Origin of the sequence: Streptomyces sp. XY431 (genome assembly GCF_001279805.1) — a bacterium.
GTDB classification, from domain to species: Bacteria; Actinomycetota; Actinomycetes; order Streptomycetales; family Streptomycetaceae; genus Kitasatospora; species Kitasatospora purpeofusca.
Genome location: NZ_LGDO01000045.1, coordinates 1 through 19,030, shown reverse-complemented (window position 1 = coordinate 19,030; position 19,030 = coordinate 1). Strand labels below are relative to the sequence as shown.

Sequence of the window (19,030 nt, the reverse complement as noted above, 5' to 3'; positions counted from 1 at the left end):
CCAGGCAGCGCAGGGCCGCCGACGCGGTCAAACTCCGGATGCCGACATTGACCTCGTTGTCCGCGGACAACAACAGATGACAGCGAGCGCTCTTCATCGGCAACACCGCAGGGCTCACGACCCGTCCCCGCAACAGCCCCGGCACGTCGCACCTGAGCCCCCGCTGGCTCCAGGCACCGTCGTGGGTGCGCGTCAGGCCGACGTACCCGTGGCTTCAGGTGAAACAAGGCGGACGCTGAGCGATCCGATGGCATCCGACGGCGACATCGGCCGGACGGCGTCGGGCTATGACGGCCGCCCACCGAACTGCCAGTTGTGCACCTCGATGTCGGCGTACCGGTCCGGAGTCAGCACGGCGCGGGCCGTCTCCGGGTCCGGTGCCCGGAGCAACACCGCCGTGCCGAGCCAGGTGGCACCGTCGTCGGACAGCAGCGGCCCGTAGGCGATCAGCTCGTCCCGGTCGGCCGGGACTGCGAGGTCGGCGACCTGCCCCCTGCCGAGGCCGAGCACCAGGTACCGGTTGCCACCGGTGCGGCCACCGGGGAAGTCCCACATGGTGCGCCCCAGCATGTTGCGCCACCGCCGCAGCAGCACGTCCCGGTAGACGCCGGCCTGGTAACCCGGCTCCTCGAAGGCGAACGCGCGGGCAGCGGCGGGATCGGGCAGGTCGAGGATGTGCACGCTGCCTGTGGGTGTGTCGCCGTCGTCGGTGAGGGTCGGCCCCCGGGCGATCATCTCCCTCGCGTACTGGTCCATGTAGGACCAGTGCTCTTCCAGCAGCTCGTCGCGCAGCGGCAGGGAACCGGGCCGGTCGCGGTGGTAGCAGAGGAACTCCATGCCCCCATGGTCCCGTCAGGGAGGTGACCCGGTCGAGTGGGTTTCACTGCGCCGGGCGCTCGGCAGTCTCACCCGGACGCACACGCGCCGAGTCCGCGTAGTGGATAGCGGTCACTCGTCGATGCCGAGGACGAGGGACAGGCGGCGTGGGTCGGCTTCGTCGGTGAGGGCTTCGTCAAGCAGGCGGTCGACGCGGAACTTCCCACCAGCAGAACAGAAGGACCAGGCACTCCGGCGTCAGCCGGAGAACCAATCCCCTTCCGTGCCTCTGGGCCGGAGGTGAGCCGAATTGACGGAGGGGTTGGTGTTGTCCGCGGCAACACGGCGACCGGACAGATGGACGAGACCGGCTCGGCATTTCCGTGCGACCGGCCCCTCAAGATCTGACCGACCGGCCACTGAGTTCGTGAGTCCAAGGTCGCGGGCAGGGGCCAGCGGGCAGTACTCACCGCCGGAAGAGCTGGGGATGGGGACAGGGAACCAGGGGCTCTGCAAGCCGGTCCGCCCAGTGCCACCAGATGTGACCCTCCGGACACTTCCAGGCATGCCGGCACACGCGCTGCTGATCCTCGTCACGGACCGACAGAACCAGGCCCAGGCTCCTCAGCGGTTGCCCGCAGTCGGGGCAGGCCAGGGGCTCGGGAGTACGGTCCACGGCGCACAGGCTGGCTCACCCGGTCAGGACTTCCGTTCAACCACTTTTCAAGATCGGCACGACAACAGCCACTGACGCTCAGGATCCGGATCCGTCATCGGCACAGTCCTGGGTCAGGTCGTACTCATCGACATCGAGGACGGCCCCGGTGAGGTGGAGAAAGTCGAGGATGTCGCGGCCAAGATGCCATCCGAACAGGTCCGGGGCCTCGGCCGTGGCGTCCCCGAGGACGTGGCCCCGTGGACCGGTTTCGTCGTTGAAATAGCGCACAATCTCAAGGACAGCGCTCGGACCCCGGGGATCCTCGGCATCCAGGCGCCGAGCGACAGCGGCGATGCCCGCGGCGTGCGGAGCGAGTCGTTCGAGCACGCGGGCGATCTGCTCGTCGACAGACAGCCCCGGTTCACGGCAGACGATCTTCCAACGGTGCAGGACCGGGATCGCCTTGGGCTCGGGGATGCGGCTGCCGCGGACGACCGTTTCGTCGGGTTCCAGCCCGAGGACTGCGGTCATTTCCGCTGCGGTGGTGACGTGGCTGGACAACGCGAAGTAGACGTACTGATCGACGGGCACGCAGGAAGAATAGGGCGTCGGCCCGGTCCGGGGCTCGGCGATCGGCTCGAGTACGAGTTTCTGGATGACCGTCACAGACGGTCGAGGAACGCCAGGCCCCTGGCGGTGGGGGCGGTAGCGGCCCGGTAGGGCGGTCACTGGCGTCGTGAGTGCCAGGGCCTTCTCCTTGATGGACATGTCGGCGTGGACGTAGGCGGCGGGTGAGCGGACGCCCACGTGGCCGATCCAGAGCGCGTGATGACCGCGGTGCCCACTGCGGCCTGCAACAGCGATATCGCGCAACTGTTCCGCAGGACGTGCGGGTGGATGCTCTTCTCCAGCAGGGACGGGCAGGCCGGCACGGGTGCTCAAGCGCTGTGCGACGGCGTCGCGGCCCGGGCCCCGCACCGCCGCGCAACGGTGGGACTGGGTGGGGGACAGCGACTGACGAGCGACGATCGCACTCTGACCACGGCGCCGGCGTTCGTGGCCGCAGGCCGGGTCCACACGGTGACAGCCATCAACTGCTGCCCGATCGCCAGGTTCTACGTCGAACGCCACGGCTACGATGCACGGCAGGGAAGCGGACGGGGATGGGACATGGCCGAGTGGCACGGCGTGGGGGACCGCGGCGTCTACCACGACGAACACCAGGCGGAGCGCGACGGGCTGGCGGACGCCGCGCACCGGGGCGACTGGGCGCAGGTCCTGGCGGCGGTGGAAAAGTCGGCGGGCCTGATCAACACCTGGCGGGTCGCCGGCCGTAGCGGCTGGGCGCCGCTGCACCAGGCCGCCTGGCACAGCGCCCCGACGGAGGTGGTCGAGCGATTGCTGGCGGCCGGCGCCTGGCGCACGCTGCGCTCCGCCGACGGCGAGCGCCCCGTCGACCTCGCCACCCGCCTCGGACGTGAGGCTCTGGTGCCGATTCTGCACCCGGTGCCGCTGCACCCGGTGCCGGAAGTCGATCTGAGGGCGATGGAGCACTTCCTGCACGCCCTGATCCGGGTCCGCACCGAGTACTTCAATGTCACGGTGACTCTGGTGCTCCCACAGGTCTGTGTGCTGACCGAGCTGCCCGACCCTGCGCTGTGGTTCACGGTGCCCGGCATGTACGGGGGCTTCAGCGTCCGGCTCGAGCAGGAGCGGGGCACGGCCCGTCTCGCGGTCGGCAGCCACTGCCGGGTCGTCGGTTACTCCGGCCGCACGCACCACGTCACCCCCGACGGCTGCGTGCTGGTCGAGTCCGGCTGGTAGTGGACCCCACGCCCCGGACGCGGGAGATCGGCGCGTTCGGTCCCGGCGGCCGCGCCCACTATGAACCGAGGGCCACGGACATTCGACGGGGGACCGGGGGCAGTGATTGATGACCGGTTGGTGACTGCTCGAAGGTCACTCTTCACCATCGCCCGGTGAGGCTGACAGTCTTCCCTCGACGGTCGTACGTGGGCCGGGGTGTGTGTGCGGCGCAGGCTGGACGGGCTCTGGGGAGGTGGGGGAGTGGCTGACGCGGGTTCGAGGACGGGCTTCGTAGTCGATCCCGACGTGGTGTTCCGGGCGTCGATGAAGTTCATGGGGTCGAAGGACTCCGGCTGCCGATCGCCTCCGGCGTGGCCGGAGATCTGGCGTCCACGGTCGGGATGACGGGCGACGACTCGGTCGCCCACGGCTTCGCGCGGAAGTACGAGCCCGTGGCCAGGAGCGTGGTCAAGGCGATCGGGACCGCCGGGCAGGGCATGGCGACGATCTCCAGCCGCCTGCTGACGATGGGCTCCGTTTGATCATCATCGGAGTCGACTGCCATGATCATCTGACGATGCGACAGCCTGATGGGGTTGGTCCGATGAGCCAGGGGGAACGGGCAATGCAGTTGAGGTCCGGCATTGGTTCGAGGGTGGCGGTTCTGATGGCGCTGGCGGCCTTCGCCGCCGCCTGTGGTGGCGGCGGCTCCGATCCGATTGGTGAGAAGCCGCCGGCCGGCGACAAGTCGGCATCAGGCGCGAATGCAGGCACGGGTGCGGGTTCGGGCAAGCCGAAGGGCGGCAAGGCGGACTTCGACACCGCGTTCAACACCGAGGACCGGATCCGGCAGGCGCTCCCCGACCCGGGGGCGATGAAGGGCTGGAAACCGAAGACCGGCCGCGCGAACATCGAGGAACAACCCAAGTCCGCGGCGGAGTGCGGTCCGGACACGCATTGGGACTGCACCCGCATCGCGAACGGCTCGGTGAAGTTCGAGGCGGCCGGCGAGAACGCCTACTTCGACATCCAGGCCTACGCCGACAAGAAGGCCGCCGAGGCTGCGTGCAGCAAGGAGAAGGACTGGTCGGCCAAATACGCCAAGGCGGAGGTGGCGCCGGTCCCCGGCGTCGAGGGGCACGCGTACTACCGCAACGCCGGTGGTTTGGACGGCCTCGACCTCATCATGTGCCTGGGCACGGTCATCGCCGAGGTAAGGCTGGAGGATGGGGGAGGCAGCTCCCTGGACCCGGCCACCGTCCACTCCTTGGCCCAGCTCTTCGTCCCTCGTATCCAGAAGGCTGCCGCAGCCTCCTGAAACATGCTGGGGGTGCACGAGAGGATCGGCGTCCGCCGCCACGTGCCGGCGGCGGACACAAACAAGCGGACCTCCTGGAGCGATGTCTGAGCTTGGCGTTTATCCTCGTCGGCCTTGATGTTCCTTGATCGAGTCTGCTCGTTTGGCCGTCTTGCCGACGTTGTGGTGTGGGGCCCGTTGCTTGTTCTTCGAGCCGGGAGGCCGTCCCGGGCCTGGCCGGGACGGTTTTGGTGCGGCTGCCGGACGGGCCGCTGTCGCGCGGATGTTGCGAAACCCCCGGCGGACGCGGGCGGGGGTGAGACGGCGGGGTTCGGTCGCCGGTCGCTCCCAGGGGCGGCGTACGTCTTCGGCCAGGGGTCGGGCGAGGCGGATCTGGGTGTGGGCGGCGATGATCAGCCAGGTCCACAGATCGGCGGTGTCGGCGTGGCGGATCTTCGGGGCGGTCCAGCCGAGGGTCTGCTTCATCAGCCGGAAGGTGTGCTCCAGGTCGAATCGGCGGAGGAAGGACTGCCACCACAGGTCCACGTCCGTGCCGGTGGCTGTGGTGGCCGAGCACCACAGCCAGACCGGTTTCGGGTCCCGGTCGCCCGGCAGACGCTCGACCTTGAGCCGGATCAACGTGCCATGCAGGATAGGTAGTTCCTCCTCGGCGTGGTCCAGCCAGGGGCCGCGGTGGGTGAGCCGAGGGTGCATCCGGTCCCAGGCCGTCGCCTCGGCGGTGCCGTAGCGGGTGGTGTCGGTGGCCGTGGCCGTGTCGGGGGTGTGCCAGGTGTCGGGTTTGGCGAAGGTGAGGACTCCGCCGTGTCGACGGGGTCGCCCGCCCTTCGGCCCGCGGCGGTCGGGGCCAGGGTCGCGGAGCATGACCCGGTCCGAGCGCAGGCGTCCGAGCAGAACCACCGGCAGGTCGGCCAGGGCGTGGGAGAGGTAGGTGACGTCGTAGCCGGAGTCCATCACGATCAGGATCTCCGGGTTGCCCGGCTCCCAGTGTCCAGCCTGGATCAACCTTCCGACGATGTCACGCAGTTGGACGGCGGTGACGGCGGTAGCGTCGTCGGCCGGTCCCAGGCGCACGGCATCCAGCAGCGCGACCCAGGAGGTGCGGCCGGATTCCAGCGCGGCGACGAAGGAGTACGGCCAGCCCGGAACGAACTGGTCCCGGCTGCGGTCCCCGCGTCCGTAGACATGGCAGAACAGCCGCTCGTCGCTTGTCGGGGCGTCGGGGCGTCGGGGCGAAGCCAGTTGCTCACGTCCACTGCCAGCACGATCCGCCCGTCGGCCGCCCGCGGCAGCGGCAGGCCGGCCAGGACCTTGCGCAGTCGGGCGGGCTCGACCCAGCCCCGGTCCAGCCCCCGGTACAGCGCACCGTGCCCGTGCCGGTGTTCGGCCGCCAACGACAGCTCGACCAGCGTCCTGACCGGCCCCTCCGCACACAGCACCGCGTCCGTGAGCTCGAAGAGCACATCCGCGCGGGCGTAAAGGCATTCGTAGAACTCGACCCGAAAGCGGGACAGGACGCCCAATGCATCACCAGCGGGCACATCGGCAGGCAGACTCATACACAGCGGCCGTTCTCTTGTGCTTCGTGACTCAACACCTCGAAGCGTGGAGAACGGCCGCCTCTGCTGTCCCGGGAAGAACCGCAGATCAGCAGGTCGAGTGACGTGCGTGGATAAACGCCAAGCTCAGACCTGACCCTGCCACTGCGGACGCCAGGCGCTTTCCAGTGCATGGACCCCACCCCGCCAGGGGCTCCTTCATTGCCCAGAGGGGAGGGCGAGGTTCGCCGGAACGGCCCTCCGAGACGGCCGCGGCGCTGATCCAGTGGTTGCTGGCCCGGATGGTCCGGTTTGCGGTCTGGTTGTTGATCACCCGTCACCTCTCACCGCCGCTTCACCGCACAGAAGGACTTGACAGGGAACTGGCTGAGGGCTCAGGCGCGCTGATTCTGCTGCCAGTCGGTCGGGTCGAGAGTGAAGCCGGCGTCGGCGATCCTTCTGGCCGAGATGGTGGCGAGCGCCGCGCGGCAGCGGTCGATCTTGCCCTGTACCCCTGGTACGCCTGCGGCTCGGTAGCACAACTTCCAGGAGGAGGGCGGCGAGCCCGGCAAGGCCCCGCCCACTACATCCTCTACACCCGCGTGCAGTTCGCCGACCTCGGCCTGCTCGTCAACGGCCACGTCCCGGTCGACGAGATCGCCAAGCTGGTCCTCCAGCACCAGATCCTGGTCAACAGCCACATGACCGGCCTCATAGCCGGCGGCTCTACACCACCGAGGGCGTAACCGTCAGCCGAGACCGAGATCCTGCGCGACATCACCGACCGGTACGGCGAGCTGACCACCGGCACCAGCGGCGCGCAGCTGACCAAGCCTCGACCACTACTACCGGCTCCACCTCGACGAGGACCACGAGGCCGCGCAGATCGGCGGCATTAGCGTGGAGGAGGCGCACATCGAGGGCCTGGCCTGGTTCATCCGTCAGAGTGACCTCTTCCACCTCGACCTGCCGCAGGCCCTGGAGGGCTTCCTGCAGATCTTCGGCGCGATGGCACACTGGTGGACCCAACTGACCTGTCGCGCAAGAGACCTGAGCGAGTGTCCGAATCCGTCGCCGCTGCCGTCGCACCTCCGCGCGGTCGTACCGCTAACCGGTGGACCGCATCCGCGACCGGGTTCGGCGCGTTCACGCGCAGGCCGCCCGCCCCGGTTTCGGTATCGGGGCCCCGAAGGAACGGAACGCGGTCGAGCGGTGCACCGGCCGCCCGGAGCTGTGGCGCGGCCCGGTCGCGCGCACCGACGAACTCGCCGTCGCCCACCGGGCCGCACTCCACCTCGCGGCCGTCCTGCTCCGGCTGCGGACGCCCCCGGAGGCAGGCCTCAGGCGGGGAAGCCGGCGATGAACGCGTCGAGGCCTCCGGTGAGGTCGAGGGGTCGGAGGTCGACGTCGTAGTCGATCCACCACACGACGGGCACGGTGGGGGCGAGGTCGTGGAGGACCCGGTAGACGACGGTCAGGGGTGCGAGGGGCGATCCCCGGTCCTCGAACGAGAACACGCCGTGGCGCAGGTTGTACGACAGCTCCGCAGGCCGGGCGGACTCCACGGCTTCGACGTCCGCCACGATCTCCAGGAAGTTCTCGAACGCGCCGCTCACCGTGGCGTCGGGCCAGTGACGCCGGACGCTGTCCGCCACCTGGTCGCCGGTGAAGGCCCACGGCCCGGCCTTCTCGCGGTCGGCGCTGATGTTGAAGCTGGATCCCACGGGGTGCTCGTTTCGCTCGACGGTGCGGGTCAGGGTTCGATACGGATGCGGCCGGTGACGCCCTGGGCGGTCATGAGGGACTGGAAGTAGGCGGAGGCTTTCGGGTCGTTCGTGATGAGTTCGAGGTGGTTGACCTTGTTCCGGGGGTCGTTCAGGGCCGATGCGTACTTCTCCAGCTTCTTCGACTCTCCCTCCATGGTGCTCTTGTACGCGAACTCGAAGACCCCGTCGGCGTTGTCCAGGCGGAACGGGGACTTGCAGCTGTTCTGCTGACCGATGTACTTGGCGTCGATCGCGGCCCCGTCCTCGGGGCGGACACCGTCGGCGTCCATGCCCAGCTCGCGCCCGGTCGCCGGATCCGTCACGCCGGTGTAGAGCCGGTACTCCGTGGACCCGGCTACCCGGACCTGGTAGGCCGGCCTCGCGTTGATCTTCGGATCGGCCTTCGCCGGGGGAGCGGGCGCGTGGGGGCCGTTGACCTGGAAGGTGCGGCCGTCCTGCTGCATCTGCGTCATCCACGCCCGGACCGCGGCCTGTTCCTGCGGGGGCAGGAGCGGGAAGGGGCTGGTCGGGTCGTGCGGCAGCGGCGGCATTCCTGCGGTGACGGTGAACGGCGGCGGCTTGGGGCCCGGTGCCGCCGCGGCGTCGCCCGCACCGGCCAGTACCACGGCGGCGGTGGTGGCCGCGGCGAGGGCTCCGGCTCCCACCGGGATCAGGCCCGCCGCCGCAGTGTCGACCACGGCGGCCGCCTCCGCGAGCACGGCGAGCTCCGCCGCGCCCTCGACCGCCGCCGACCTACTGCCCGCGGCCATGGACCCGCCGCCCGGGCGCCTGCTGTTGTTCCTGCCGCCGGGAACGCGAAGAGCGGCCGGAACGGGATGCCGGGGAACGGCTGGAGGCCGCCTGGCCCGCTGGGGCCCTACTGGCGGGGAGCCGGGCCTCCGTTCGGATCGTCTCGCTCCCACGATCTGGTGGACACCGGGCCCGGGGCGACGATCACCGCGATCCCGCCGTCGCGGGCGCGGCCCGCCCGCACCCGGCTCCGGCCTTTCGGGACACCGAAGGTCGGCAGTCGGCCGGCGCTCCTCGTCGCGGCCGAGCTCGAGCCGGCCCTTGCAGCGGCTTCCGGTGCCCTGCCCGACCGGTGGGCCACCGGAGCCGGCTCTGGTCGCGGCGGCCGGGCAGCGGCGGAAAGGTTCGGTCTGCGCTGTGTCGCGCTCTCCCGGTGAGGTGCGGCACCACCCGGCGAACGGAGCGGTTCTCCACGTCGGCAGGGAACCACGGTAGGCCCTGCGGGACCGGCATGACCGGTCCGAGGTCGGCGATTACGGCGTCCGTCTCCTGTGCGGGCCTCTCGTACTGGAACATCCAGAAGTTGAGGCAGAGCCGGGACTGGCTCAGGGGGTGTCGTGAGTGGTGTGTCCAGGCAGGGGACCGTGGACGGCGCAGAACTCGCAATCGCACCTGGTCATGGAGTTGGCCGGACAGTGGGCGGTGGGCCAGTACGGCGATGCGCATGGGCCGGGATCGACCGGCGTGTCGCCGGTCATGGTGCGCTGGCACCAGCCGCAGCGGACTACGGCTGGTACGCCGGCCTGACGCAGACCCTGCCCCGTGCGAGCGGCGATGTCGAACGGGATGTCCGACCGGACCACGGTAGGCGCGCTGTCCAACAGTTGCCGGCTGCGCCACAGGCTCAGCCCGGTGACCGAGTGGACCGCCGTGAGGGCAGTCGAGTCGTGAGGGGAAGCGCCGGTCACCAGGACCGTGAACTCCGGTTCCTCCACGGACCCTCCTCCGTTGGTCGGTGCCGTACCGGATGCCAGTAGATCACTTTTGCAGGCTGTCGGGACGAGGGTTCACGAGCGGCTCGGTCGGTGCGTCCCTCCCTTCAGGGACCTGTGTGTGGATCAGTGCCGCCAGGCGTCAGGTCGGCTGCGAGCCGAGCCGAGGAAGGGCGGAGACGTTGGGGAAGGGGCAGGGTGGGCGAGGACGCACACAGGGTTCGGAGTTGATCGAGCAAGTCGTCGGGTCCATCCGATGGCCAGAGTTCCGGGGCAGGTCGTACGGCGGTTGAGGCAGGGCTGTTCCGTCGGACGGGCGTGGGCACGTGCTGGCGCGGATCCAGGTGCGGCAGCGCCCCAGCGGCGTGCTTCCAATTCAACGTCGATTTATCGGGTGTTCTACCGATCCGATGCCTGACGTGAGCGCTTCCTCCTTTCGGACATGAGCCAGTAGCTGACCAGTTCGAGCCAATAGCTTTGGTTCGATCCTGTCAGTCATCGTGTGCCAACGATGATCTCTCTGGCGTCAATTCCTGGGCGCCCCGACATGAAAGGCAACGGTATGGCAAGGAACCGGCTACGGAGTCAAGCCGTCCACATACTCTTATTGGTTCTCCTGTCACTCTCCATCAGTCCACCGGCCTGGGCGCATCCCGCCGATGACGGCGCGGCTGCGACGGCGCACCGCAGTGCGCCGTGGAAGGCGGCCCCTGCGCCTGTGCCGTTGTCGATGGAGGAGAAGCGGGCGCAGGCGTCGAAGCTGGACAGGCCGGCGCCGACGGGGGAAACACCTGTTCCTGCGGTGAGGCGCATTGCGGGTCCCGGTACCCCGGGATTCCGGAGCCTGAGCGATGCCGAGCTCCGGTCGTTGGAGCCCAGCGGTAGGGATCGGCCGCTCGTGAAGTCCGCCCCGCAGGCTCCGCCGGCGGCCGCGGCCGCGGCCGCCTGGCCGACGGGTCACCCCTACATCGCCAATCTTCATTACTACACGGACAACTACCAGAGCGGGAACACCGGGCTTTCCTGGTGCGCAACCTGGGATTTCAACCCGAACACTCCGGCGGAGCTTCGGGCCGACAGTCGGGCCAACGTTTACCTCGTGTTCTACCGGGCGTCCGACAATGCCGTGGTGGGCGCCGACCAGTGGCGTGAGTACGAGTCCAACAGCTGGTGCTCGTGGGTCTCGAACATCCAGCGCAACGTCAACTACTACGTGGCCGTCCAGTACTACTTCGCGGACGGCAGCACCGACAGGCTCGTCTCGGAAGCGGCGTCGCCCGCACCGATCCTGGGCGTCCCGGCCAACGTGTCGCTGGCCTGCCCCGGCTCGCCCGCCAGTACCGGCATCGTGCTGAACCTGGTGAAGTACTGCGGCGACCCGGTCAACACCTCGACGGGCGCGTTCGGCGAGGCCATCACCGACGCCACCGTGCCCGCCCCGGGCCAGTCGTTCGACCTGACCCGCAGCTACTCCTCCTCCTCGCAGGCCACCGGTGTGCTCGGCCGGGGCTGGGCCTTCCCGTACTCGGCGTCGCTCGCCGTCGGTCAGTCCGTGGTGAGCTTCAGGGCCGAGGACGGCTCGCAGACCGACTACGCGGTGCAGGCCGACGGTTCCCTCAACCCCACCCGGCCGTACGTCCACTCGAAGCTGCAGAAGACCACCGACGGCTACCGATTGACGACGCCCGAGCAGCGCCAACTGCTCTTCGACGCCGGCGGGCGGCTCACCGCGATGCGCGACGCAGCCGGCATCGGACTGTCCATGGCCTACACCGACAGCAGGCTGACGGGGATCACGGACGCCGCCGGTCACACCGTCACCCTCGGCTACACGGGTACCCTCCTCACCGCCGTTGCCCTGCCCGGCGGACGGACGGTCACCTACCAGTACACCGGTGACCGTCTCACCGGCGTCACGGACCTGCGGGGGAAGACCACCACCTACGGCTACGACGCCAACAGCGGCCTGCTGACCACTGTCACCGACCCGCTCGGCCATGTCGTCACCACCAACACCTACGACGGAAACGGCCGCGTCACCCAACAGATCGACGCACTGGGCGGTACGACGACCTTCGGCTACGACGACGCACAGAGCACCACCTACGTCACGCACCCCGACGGCGGGATCTGGACCCTGGCCTACAACGGCGGCGTGGTCAGCTGGCAGTCCGACCCCTACGGGAAGACCACCCGCTACACGTACGACACGTCGTTCAACCGCACATCGGTCACCGACCCCAACGGCAACACCTCGACGTTCACCCACGACGCCAACGGCAACGTTCTCACCAGCACCGCCCCGGCCCCCGTCTCCGTCACCGAGACCTGGACCTACGACGGCAACAACAACGTCGCCACGCACAAGGACGGCCGGAACAACACCACCACCTACACGTACAACACCGCCAACCAGCTCCTGGCCACGACCGACGCCCTCGGCGGGAGGACCACCAGGACCTACACGCCGCTCGGCGCCCTCGCCACCGTCACCACCCCGCGCGGCGCAACCACCACCTACGGCTACGACACCGGCGCCAACCGGACCTCGGTCACCACGCCTATGGGGGAGAGGACGACGTTCGGCTACGACACGGCCGGCCGCGTCACCTCCAAGACCGACCCCCGCGGCAACACTCCCGGGGCCACCGCCGCCACCTTCACCACCACCTACACCTACGACCCGGGCGGCCTCCTCACCTCCACCACCGAACCGGTCGTCGGTACCACCGGCTACACCTACGACGACACGGGCAACCTGACCACCGTCAAGGACCCTCTCGGCGCCACCACCGCCTACGGCTACGACCCGGCCGGAAACCGCACCAGCGTCACCGACGCCGGCGGCACCACCACTACCAGTACCTACGACCCGGCCGGCAACCTGACCTCTGTCAAGGACGCGCTCGGCAACGAGACCACGTTCGCCTACGACAAGAACAACCGGCACGTCAAGACCGTCACCGCACGCGGCAACACCTCTCCGGAGCACCCGCTCGAACGCTTCTACACCTGGATCTACAGCTACGACGCCAACGGCAATCCCACCGGAACGGGCAACCAGGCCGGCGGCGGCTCCAGCACGACCTACGACGCCGTGAACCGGCCGCTCAGCGTCACCACCCAGAGCGGCTACACGACCTCGATGACCTACAACGCCACCGGCCAGGTCGTCACCACCACCGATCCCAACAACGCGACCAGCACGATCGACTACGACGCGCTCGGACGCCCCACCAGCCGCACCGACGCACGCGGAAAGACCACACGCAACAGCTACGACGCCGACAGCAACCTGACCGGCCGCACGACACCCGAGGGCAACCGGACCACCTGGGCCTACGACCTCGACCAGAGGCCGACCAGCACCGTCGACCCCCGCGGCAACGCCGCCGGCGCCACCCCGGCCACCTACACCACCACGTTCACCTACGACCCGGCCGGGAACCCGACCACGGTCAAGGACCCGCTCGGCAACACCGTCACCACCGGCTACGACCCGCTCGGCCGCCCGACCTCCGTCACCGACCCCCTCGGCCGGATCACCACCACCGCCTACGATGCCGCAGGCCGGGTCACCACCGTCACCGACCCGACCGGAGCGGTCACCACCAACACCTGGAACACGGCCGGCGAGCGCACCAAACGCACCGACGCCAACGGCCGCGCCACCACCTACACCTACGACCAGCTCCACCGCATCAGCACCGTCACCGACCCCCTCGGTCGCACCACCCGCACCTGGTACGACGAGGAAGGCCGCCGCGCGAAGACGACCGACGCGCGGGGCGTCACGACGGAATCCACCTACGACCCGCGCGGCCTGCCGATGCGGACCACCTTCTCCGACGGCACACCGACGGTGGAGACCGCCTACGACACGGAGAACCGGCTGGTCTCCGTCAGCAGCGGAACCGACGTGCGCCGCCTCGCATACGACCCGGCCGGCCACCTGGTCTCCGTCGTCAAGGGGGACGAGAACACCGGATTCGCCTACACCTACGACGCGACCGGAAACATCACCGGCCGCACCTACCCCGACGGCCGCACCACCACCTACACCTACGACGGCGACGGCCGCAGCACAGCGCAGACCACCGACGCCTCCACCACCACCTACACCTACGACCCCGCAGGACATCTGGCCACCACCGTACTGCCCACGGGCAACGGCCACACCGAGACCCGCACCTACGACGCCGCCGGCCGACTCAAGAGCACCGTCAGCGCGAAGGGCGCCGCAACGCTCTCCTCCTGGCAGCTCACCCGCGACGCCGCCGGCCAACCCACCAAGGTCGACACGACCCGCGCGGGGATGACCGCGGGCACCCAGAACTACACCTACGACAAAGCGGGCCGCCTCCTGTCCGGCTGCCCCCTGTCCGCCACCGCGACCGGCTGCACCGCCGGCGCCCTGACCTACACCTACGACAAGGTCGGCAACCGACTGACCCAGAACGACCCCACCGGCACCACCACCTACACCTACGACGCCGCCGACCAACTCACCAAGACCACCGCCCCAACGGCCACCACCACCTACGGCTACGACGCCAACGGCAACAACACCACCGTCACCACACCCACCGGCACCAAGAACCTCACCGCCGGAACCCCCATCGCCTCCGGCGCCACCATCACCTCCAACACGGTGCGCCTGGCCATGCAGAGCGACGGCAACCTCGTCCTCTCCTCCATCACCACCAACCAGCCCCTGTGGTCCTCCAACACCGCAGGACACCCCGGCGCCACCGCGACCCTCCAGGCCGACGGCAATCTCGTCGTCCAGGACGCCAACCACGCCACACTCTGGACCAGCAACACAGGAACCAACCCCGGCGCCCGCGCCTCGCTCCAGGACGACGGCGACCTCGCCATCTACACCAGCGCCGGCAAACGGATCTGGGCGAGCGACACCGCCAAGTCGATATCCGACACCGGCACCCTCACCTACACCTACGACGCGGCCGGCCGCCTCACCACCGCCACCGGCAAGAGCACCCAGACCTTCACCTACGACCCCTTCGGCAACCGCGCCACCTCCACCGGCGCCGATACCCCGGGCCGTAACCTCACCTGGGACATCAACAACCCCCTGCCGCAGATCGCCACCGAGACCGACAATGCCGGCCGGCTGATCGGCGACCACACCTACGACCCCCTCGGCCTCCCCCAGACCCAGCACACAACAGTCGGCGCCTTCTACGCACACCACGACTGGCTCGGCTCCGTCACCGACCTCACCAGCGCCAACGGAACCCCGCAGAGCCGCACAGCCTACGACCCCTACGGACGCGCCACCACCACCCCACTCACCACCGGCGCCCCCAACTCGCCCTTCGGCTTCACCGGCCAGTACAACGACCCCGCCCTCCCCGGCAAGCAATACCTCCGCGCTCGCGAGTACGACCCGTCCGTCGGCCGTTTCAGCGCCCAGGATCCCCTCACCACCCCCGCAGGCGCGGCCTCCGTCTCCTCCTACACCTACGCCGCCGGCGCACCGACCGTCTTTACCGACCCCAGCGGCCTGTCGCCCGAAGACGACGACGAGATCACCCCCGGAAACATCGCCAAATGGCTCGGCCAGGGCGCCAAGGCGCCGTTCGAAGCCGTCGGTGATCTCTTCAACGCCGTCACCGGCCGCAACGGCGGCGTCGGCGCCTTCATTGACAAGTACTTCCCCGTCCGCCCCGCCTACGCGATGTACGTCGCCGCAGCAAAACTCCGTGAGTTCGGCTGCAACAAGGTCGCGGACGAGGTCGAGAAAGACGCCGACAATCTCGCCGCCCAGGTCGCCATCGGAGCCCTCGACATCTGGGCGCGGCGCACCCTTGCAAAGAAGAACGGCCCTGACGTCCAAAATCTCGGCAAGGTCACCGAGATTGTCGAGCACAACCTCTGGAAGCTTTCCTCGCGAGACAAGGGGCTCGCCTTCGAAGACAAGATGGGATTTGACAACCTCCGGCCCGGATCACTCACTTGGGACCACTTCGAACCCGACAGTGGAATTGCCATCAGCCTCAAGTCGATGGATACCAGCCTCAAGACCATCAACAATCCAGGTGCGTTTTTGACGCGCCTGAAGAGTGTTGTCGACGACGCCGCAGGGTACAACGGCGATCAGCGCCCCTCCTACAATGGGGGTGTCGACCCGAGCCACATCAAGCATCGCGTCGTCTACGTCATCACCAACGCGAACGTTCCGCTGACCGAAATGCAAATCGAGCAGATGACCCGAGCGGTCGAATATGCCCAAACCAAGGGTGTGGTGCTGGTATTCGGCGCATCCAGGGGATAGTAGAAGGGCGAGGAGTGAGCTACAACTTCCACATCACGCGTGCGGAATCCTGGCCGGAGAGCGAACAACTTCCCATCGAAAGGAGGGAGTGGGAGGCGGTGGCGGATTCCAATTCCGAACTGTTCCGGGATGGCTATTTCGACTGGAGTGATATCGGGCGCCAGCCAGTCTACGTAATTTCCGGCGAAGTCATCTCATTTTCCTGGAGGATCGGAAGGGTTGATATCTCCGGAGTATTCACTGACAAGGTGATGGGAATCGCCGAAGGCCTCGCCTCACAATTGAAGGCGGCCGTCGTGGGCGACGACGAATAAGAGCGCTCCAGTGTGGTGCCCGCGTTGCGCGGGCACCACACTGGACCTCTCGTAAAGCTTGGAGGCACCTGCTTCGCCTCCGGTTGCGCCGAACGACAACCGACCCTCTGGGCGAGCCGGTGGTGTTCCAGATCAGGGCGTAAACCGGACCTCGTCGGTCGTTCCGCTGGATGCTGCCCGGGTGAGGCGGGGTGACGATCTCGCCGCAGTAGCCGCCTTGTGACCGGGGACCTGGTCGAGCGTCTGCCCGCCGTGGACCGTGGCGCCCGAGCTGCCTGTCGGGACCACCACCCGCTACCGCCCGCCGCGCGCACCCACTGCCCCCCGCTCTTCGCCGTTGAATCCGCGGCTGGCGGTGGAGACGCGCCCGACCCCGCGACCGGGCGCCGTGCGGCGGCGGGCCGTGGGATCTGGGCTTCGGCCCCGGTTGTCGCCAATCCGCGTGCGGAGGCCGTGCGCAGGTGCGGTATTCGATCGCAGTAGGTGATTCACCTCTGCGGTGAGGCTGTCGTCCGGCCGGGTGACGGCCTGGTGTTCCTGCCGTGGCAGGGGCGGCGTGCCCGGTCAGAGCAGCATCCTTGTCCAGGCCCGCGGCCTCGGCGGCATCGACCAGGGTGGTGGCCAGGGCCCGGTCCTCGATCCCGGTGCGCAGCAGCTCGAAAGCCTCGGCCGCGCGGCCCTGCCGGGCCAGGAGGCGCGCGAGGAACTCCAGCGGCTGCCCCCCGGTCGCCGCGTGCGGGCGCGTCAGCGCGATCGCATCCTGCGCCCGCCCCCCAGCTCTCCAACAGCTCCGCCTGGGCCCGGGCAGCCGGCCACCAGCCCGTACCGACGTACGGTGCGAGGACCTCCAGCGCGTTCTCCCGCTGGCCGCGCTCACCAAGGAGCCGGGCCCACGCCCGTGCGCAGAACCACTCGCCCCGGCCGGCCTGCAACTCCACCTCCCGTTCGTCGCCGCAGTCGAGGAGCCGGGCGACCAGCGCAGGCGGGATACAGCCGGACAGGGTCCTGGCCCGACTCAAGATCAGCAGCATCCACGGCCCCGCAGCCTAGCCTCCGCATCCGACACGGCCCGCGCCCGGCAGCCGGCCAAGGTCCGTTCAGGCAGGGACGGGAGCGGGCGGCGGGCAGCAGTACCGGCCACCGGCGGCGGAGCCCGGTGCTCCCGCTCGCAGGCTCCGTCTTTGCCGTGCGCGAGCGCACCGGAACGGTCGGCGAGTCAGATCGGGATGCCGTAGCCCGACTTGTTCGCCAGGAGTCTGTCGAAGACATCGGGCATGTCCTCGGCGATGGTCCGGGCCCGGTCCAGCAGCGGGCCGTGGCCGGGCGGGTAGTGGCCCGCGTTCAGAGGGAAGGCGGTCTGGAGGCGTTGGCGCAGTTCGTTGTCCTGGCAGTGGACGAAGGTGTCGGCCGCCGCTGCCCACAGGCTCGGCCAGAGGTCGCCGACCTGGTCACTGGTGCGCCAGTGCGGATGCCGGGCGTCCTGTTGCAGCAGGGCGCGGGCCTGTTCCCCGGTGAGCGCGCCGTTGCGGGTGGCGGTGATGATCTCGTCACGTCCGGTGGTGGAGCGCCACACACTGACCCAGTAGGCGGCGGAGCAGGAGTTGGTACGGGTTCGCCAACTGCCGCTCTTGGAATGGGCGACGAGGAAGGTCAGGACCGGTCGGCGCCCGAGGGCCGCGACAAGGGGGAAGACCAGCTGGCTGGTGTGATTGTCGTCCAGAGTGAGCAGTGGCAGCACGTCGCCGGCCGCGTGGACGGTCAGGGCGGGGTCTGCCGCCAGCGTCTCGCCGACGCGCAGACGAGTGGCCTCGAGGCGCTCGTAGCGTTCCTGCGCGCCGGCGTTGCACGGAAGCGACGGCTGGGGCCGGTCGGGCAGGATGCGGCACAGAAGATCGTCGAGCGACTGCTGCAGCAGGCCGGTGTCCACCATTTGGTCCTCCCCATAGGTCCGTGCTTCCGAGCCAGAGCGTATGTCGTCCTCCCCGGGCGTTACGACAACGGGAAGTCGACGTCGGCTCGGCCCGGCCGGGATCCGGGGTCGAGGAGGGCGACGGTGGTGCCGGTTCGGCGTGCCTGTTCGCGCGGGGCAGTGTTGTCGTGGTGGAGGGCCGCGACGGCGGTGGCGGCGGCGTCCAGGCGCGAGTGGCAGCCCGCCCAGCGCCTCGAACGAGGTCGCCGGTGAGGTCGTCGAGGAGGTGGGTGGCGTCGGCGGCGCTGAGCCGCTCGCCGAGGTGGTCGAGGGCCTCGCCGGGGGTGTGGGTGCCGGGGCCGACGGCGGCTCGGCCGCTGCCGGAGGCCAGGGCGTCGCGGCGGGCGGTCGTCCGCGCCCGCCCGTTCGTACCGAGGGGCGGGCGGGGCCACCGCCGCTGGGCGCCTTCCAGGTCGGGCCAGGTCGTCCAGGACCATCAGCTGGATTGCTCCATGACGGCCGGTCGGGCCAGGAACGCGCTCGCGTCGGCGAACTGCCGACGCCGGTGCTTCAGCGCGGGATCACGTGCGCGTACCCGGTGACGGTCCCAGGACGTCCGCTGCCGTCCCGACCATGTGACTTCCGTCCCACGGGCTGCCGGAGGGCCGACCCGGCAACCTCCGGGGCGGGCGATGGGTGGTCGAGTGAACCCGGGTGGGTCCGGCGGCCGTGAAGTTGTGTGCGTACGTCGGACAGCGACGAGCAGTCAGTTACTGACTTCGGCTTGTCAGGGTGAGGTTGGAGTGTCGAGGGTCAGGCCGGTGCCGGCTATGAAGCCGTCGAGGGTATCGGGCCGGTACTGCAGGCG

11 protein-coding genes and 2 pseudogenes are annotated in these 19,030 nt (G+C 69.2%); 6 read left to right on the top strand and 7 right to left on the bottom strand.

The annotated features are described in order from the left end of the window. Window positions 1-285: 285 nt before the first annotated feature. Window positions 286-837 (bottom strand): YciI family protein, encoded by a 552-nt coding sequence (locus tag ADK60_RS07270; protein WP_053644200.1) that lies wholly within the window; start codon window positions 835-837, stop codon window positions 286-288. Window positions 838-1,570: 733 nt separating this feature from the next. Further along, window positions 1,571-2,242 (bottom strand): DUF4279 domain-containing protein, encoded by a 672-nt coding sequence (locus ADK60_RS07265; protein WP_353651730.1) that lies wholly within the window; start codon window positions 2,240-2,242, stop codon window positions 1,571-1,573. Window positions 2,243-2,644: 402 nt separating this feature from the next. Between ADK60_RS07265 and ADK60_RS07260 the strand changes: the two genes are divergently transcribed. From ADK60_RS07260 to ADK60_RS07255, 3 genes are all read left to right on the top strand, one after another. Then, window positions 2,645-3,298: an ankyrin repeat domain-containing protein gene (locus ADK60_RS07260; RefSeq protein ID WP_053644198.1), complete on the top strand. Its 654-nt coding sequence runs from the start codon at window positions 2,645-2,647 to the stop codon at window positions 3,296-3,298. A 353-nt stretch (window positions 3,299-3,651) separates the two neighbouring features. Further along, window positions 3,652-3,822, top strand: coding sequence for a hypothetical protein (locus tag ADK60_RS44590; protein WP_159400339.1), 171 nt, complete (start codon window positions 3,652-3,654; stop codon window positions 3,820-3,822). After that, entirely contained in the window at window positions 3,819-4,598 is a 780-nt protein-coding gene (locus tag ADK60_RS07255) for a hypothetical protein (RefSeq protein WP_159400338.1), read from the top strand. Before ADK60_RS44590 ends, ADK60_RS07255 begins: the two co-directional genes overlap by 4 nt. A gap of 99 nt (window positions 4,599-4,697) precedes the next feature. Here the strand turns inward: ADK60_RS07255 and ADK60_RS07250 are convergent. Continuing rightward, window positions 4,698-6,154: pseudogene (locus ADK60_RS07250) on the bottom strand (NF041680 family putative transposase). 581 nt (window positions 6,155-6,735) lie between these two features. On the opposite strand from ADK60_RS07250, the gene ADK60_RS44585 reads away from it, so the two are divergent. Further along, on the top strand, window positions 6,736-6,879 hold the full coding sequence (locus ADK60_RS44585; RefSeq protein ID WP_159400337.1) for a hypothetical protein: 144 nt from the start codon (window positions 6,736-6,738) through the stop codon (window positions 6,877-6,879). Window positions 6,880-7,473: 594 nt separating this feature from the next. On the opposite strand, the gene ADK60_RS07235 is transcribed toward ADK60_RS44585, so the two are convergent. Together ADK60_RS07235 and ADK60_RS07230 are read right to left on the bottom strand one after the other, a co-directional pair. Then, window positions 7,474-7,857 carry a hypothetical protein gene (locus tag ADK60_RS07235; protein WP_053644190.1) on the bottom strand — a complete coding sequence of 128 codons (384 nt, stop codon included), beginning with the start codon at window positions 7,855-7,857 and terminating at the stop codon, window positions 7,474-7,476. Window positions 7,858-7,886: 29 nt separating this feature from the next. Then, window positions 7,887-8,669, bottom strand: a complete 783-nt coding sequence (locus tag ADK60_RS07230) for a restriction endonuclease fold toxin-2 domain-containing protein (protein ID WP_053644188.1) — start codon at window positions 8,667-8,669, stop codon at window positions 7,887-7,889. A 2,101-nt stretch (window positions 8,670-10,770) separates the two neighbouring features. Between ADK60_RS07230 and ADK60_RS47515 the strand changes: the two genes are divergently transcribed. Both ADK60_RS47515 and ADK60_RS44580 read left to right on the top strand, forming a co-directional pair. Next, window positions 10,771-15,939: a DUF6531 domain-containing protein gene (locus ADK60_RS47515; RefSeq protein ID WP_159400336.1), complete on the top strand. Its 5,169-nt coding sequence runs from the start codon at window positions 10,771-10,773 to the stop codon at window positions 15,937-15,939. Window positions 15,940-15,953: 14 nt separating this feature from the next. Beyond that, window positions 15,954-16,253 (top strand): hypothetical protein, encoded by a 300-nt coding sequence (locus ADK60_RS44580; RefSeq protein WP_053644182.1) that lies wholly within the window; start codon window positions 15,954-15,956, stop codon window positions 16,251-16,253. 1,216 nt (window positions 16,254-17,469) lie between these two features. Here the strand turns inward: ADK60_RS44580 and ADK60_RS07210 are convergent. Both ADK60_RS07210 and ADK60_RS48015 read right to left on the bottom strand, forming a co-directional pair. After that, a complete protein-coding gene (locus ADK60_RS07210) occupies window positions 17,470-18,183 on the bottom strand; it encodes a hypothetical protein (RefSeq protein ID WP_053644180.1) in 714 nt (237 codons plus the stop codon). Window positions 18,184-18,949: 766 nt separating this feature from the next. Continuing rightward, window positions 18,950-19,030, bottom strand: a pseudogene (locus ADK60_RS48015) (transposase); the annotation flags it as partial.

Excerpts from the sequence above, each read along its gene's own strand:
- ADK60_RS07230 (WP_053644188.1), bottom strand. The coding sequence starts at position 8,669 with ATGGCCGCGGGCAGTAGGTCGGCGGCGGTCGAGGGCGCGGCGGAGCTC.
- ADK60_RS07260 (WP_053644198.1), top strand. The coding sequence starts at position 2,645 with ATGGCCGAGTGGCACGGCGTGGGGGACCGCGGCGTCTACCACGACGAA.
- ADK60_RS07265 (WP_353651730.1), bottom strand. The coding sequence starts at position 2,242 with ATGTCCATCAAGGAGAAGGCCCTGGCACTCACGACGCCAGTGACCGCC.
- ADK60_RS07270 (WP_053644200.1), bottom strand. The coding sequence starts at position 837 with ATGGAGTTCCTCTGCTACCACCGCGACCGGCCCGGTTCCCTGCCGCTG.
- ADK60_RS07210 (WP_053644180.1), bottom strand. The coding sequence starts at position 18,183 with ATGGTGGACACCGGCCTGCTGCAGCAGTCGCTCGACGATCTTCTGTGC.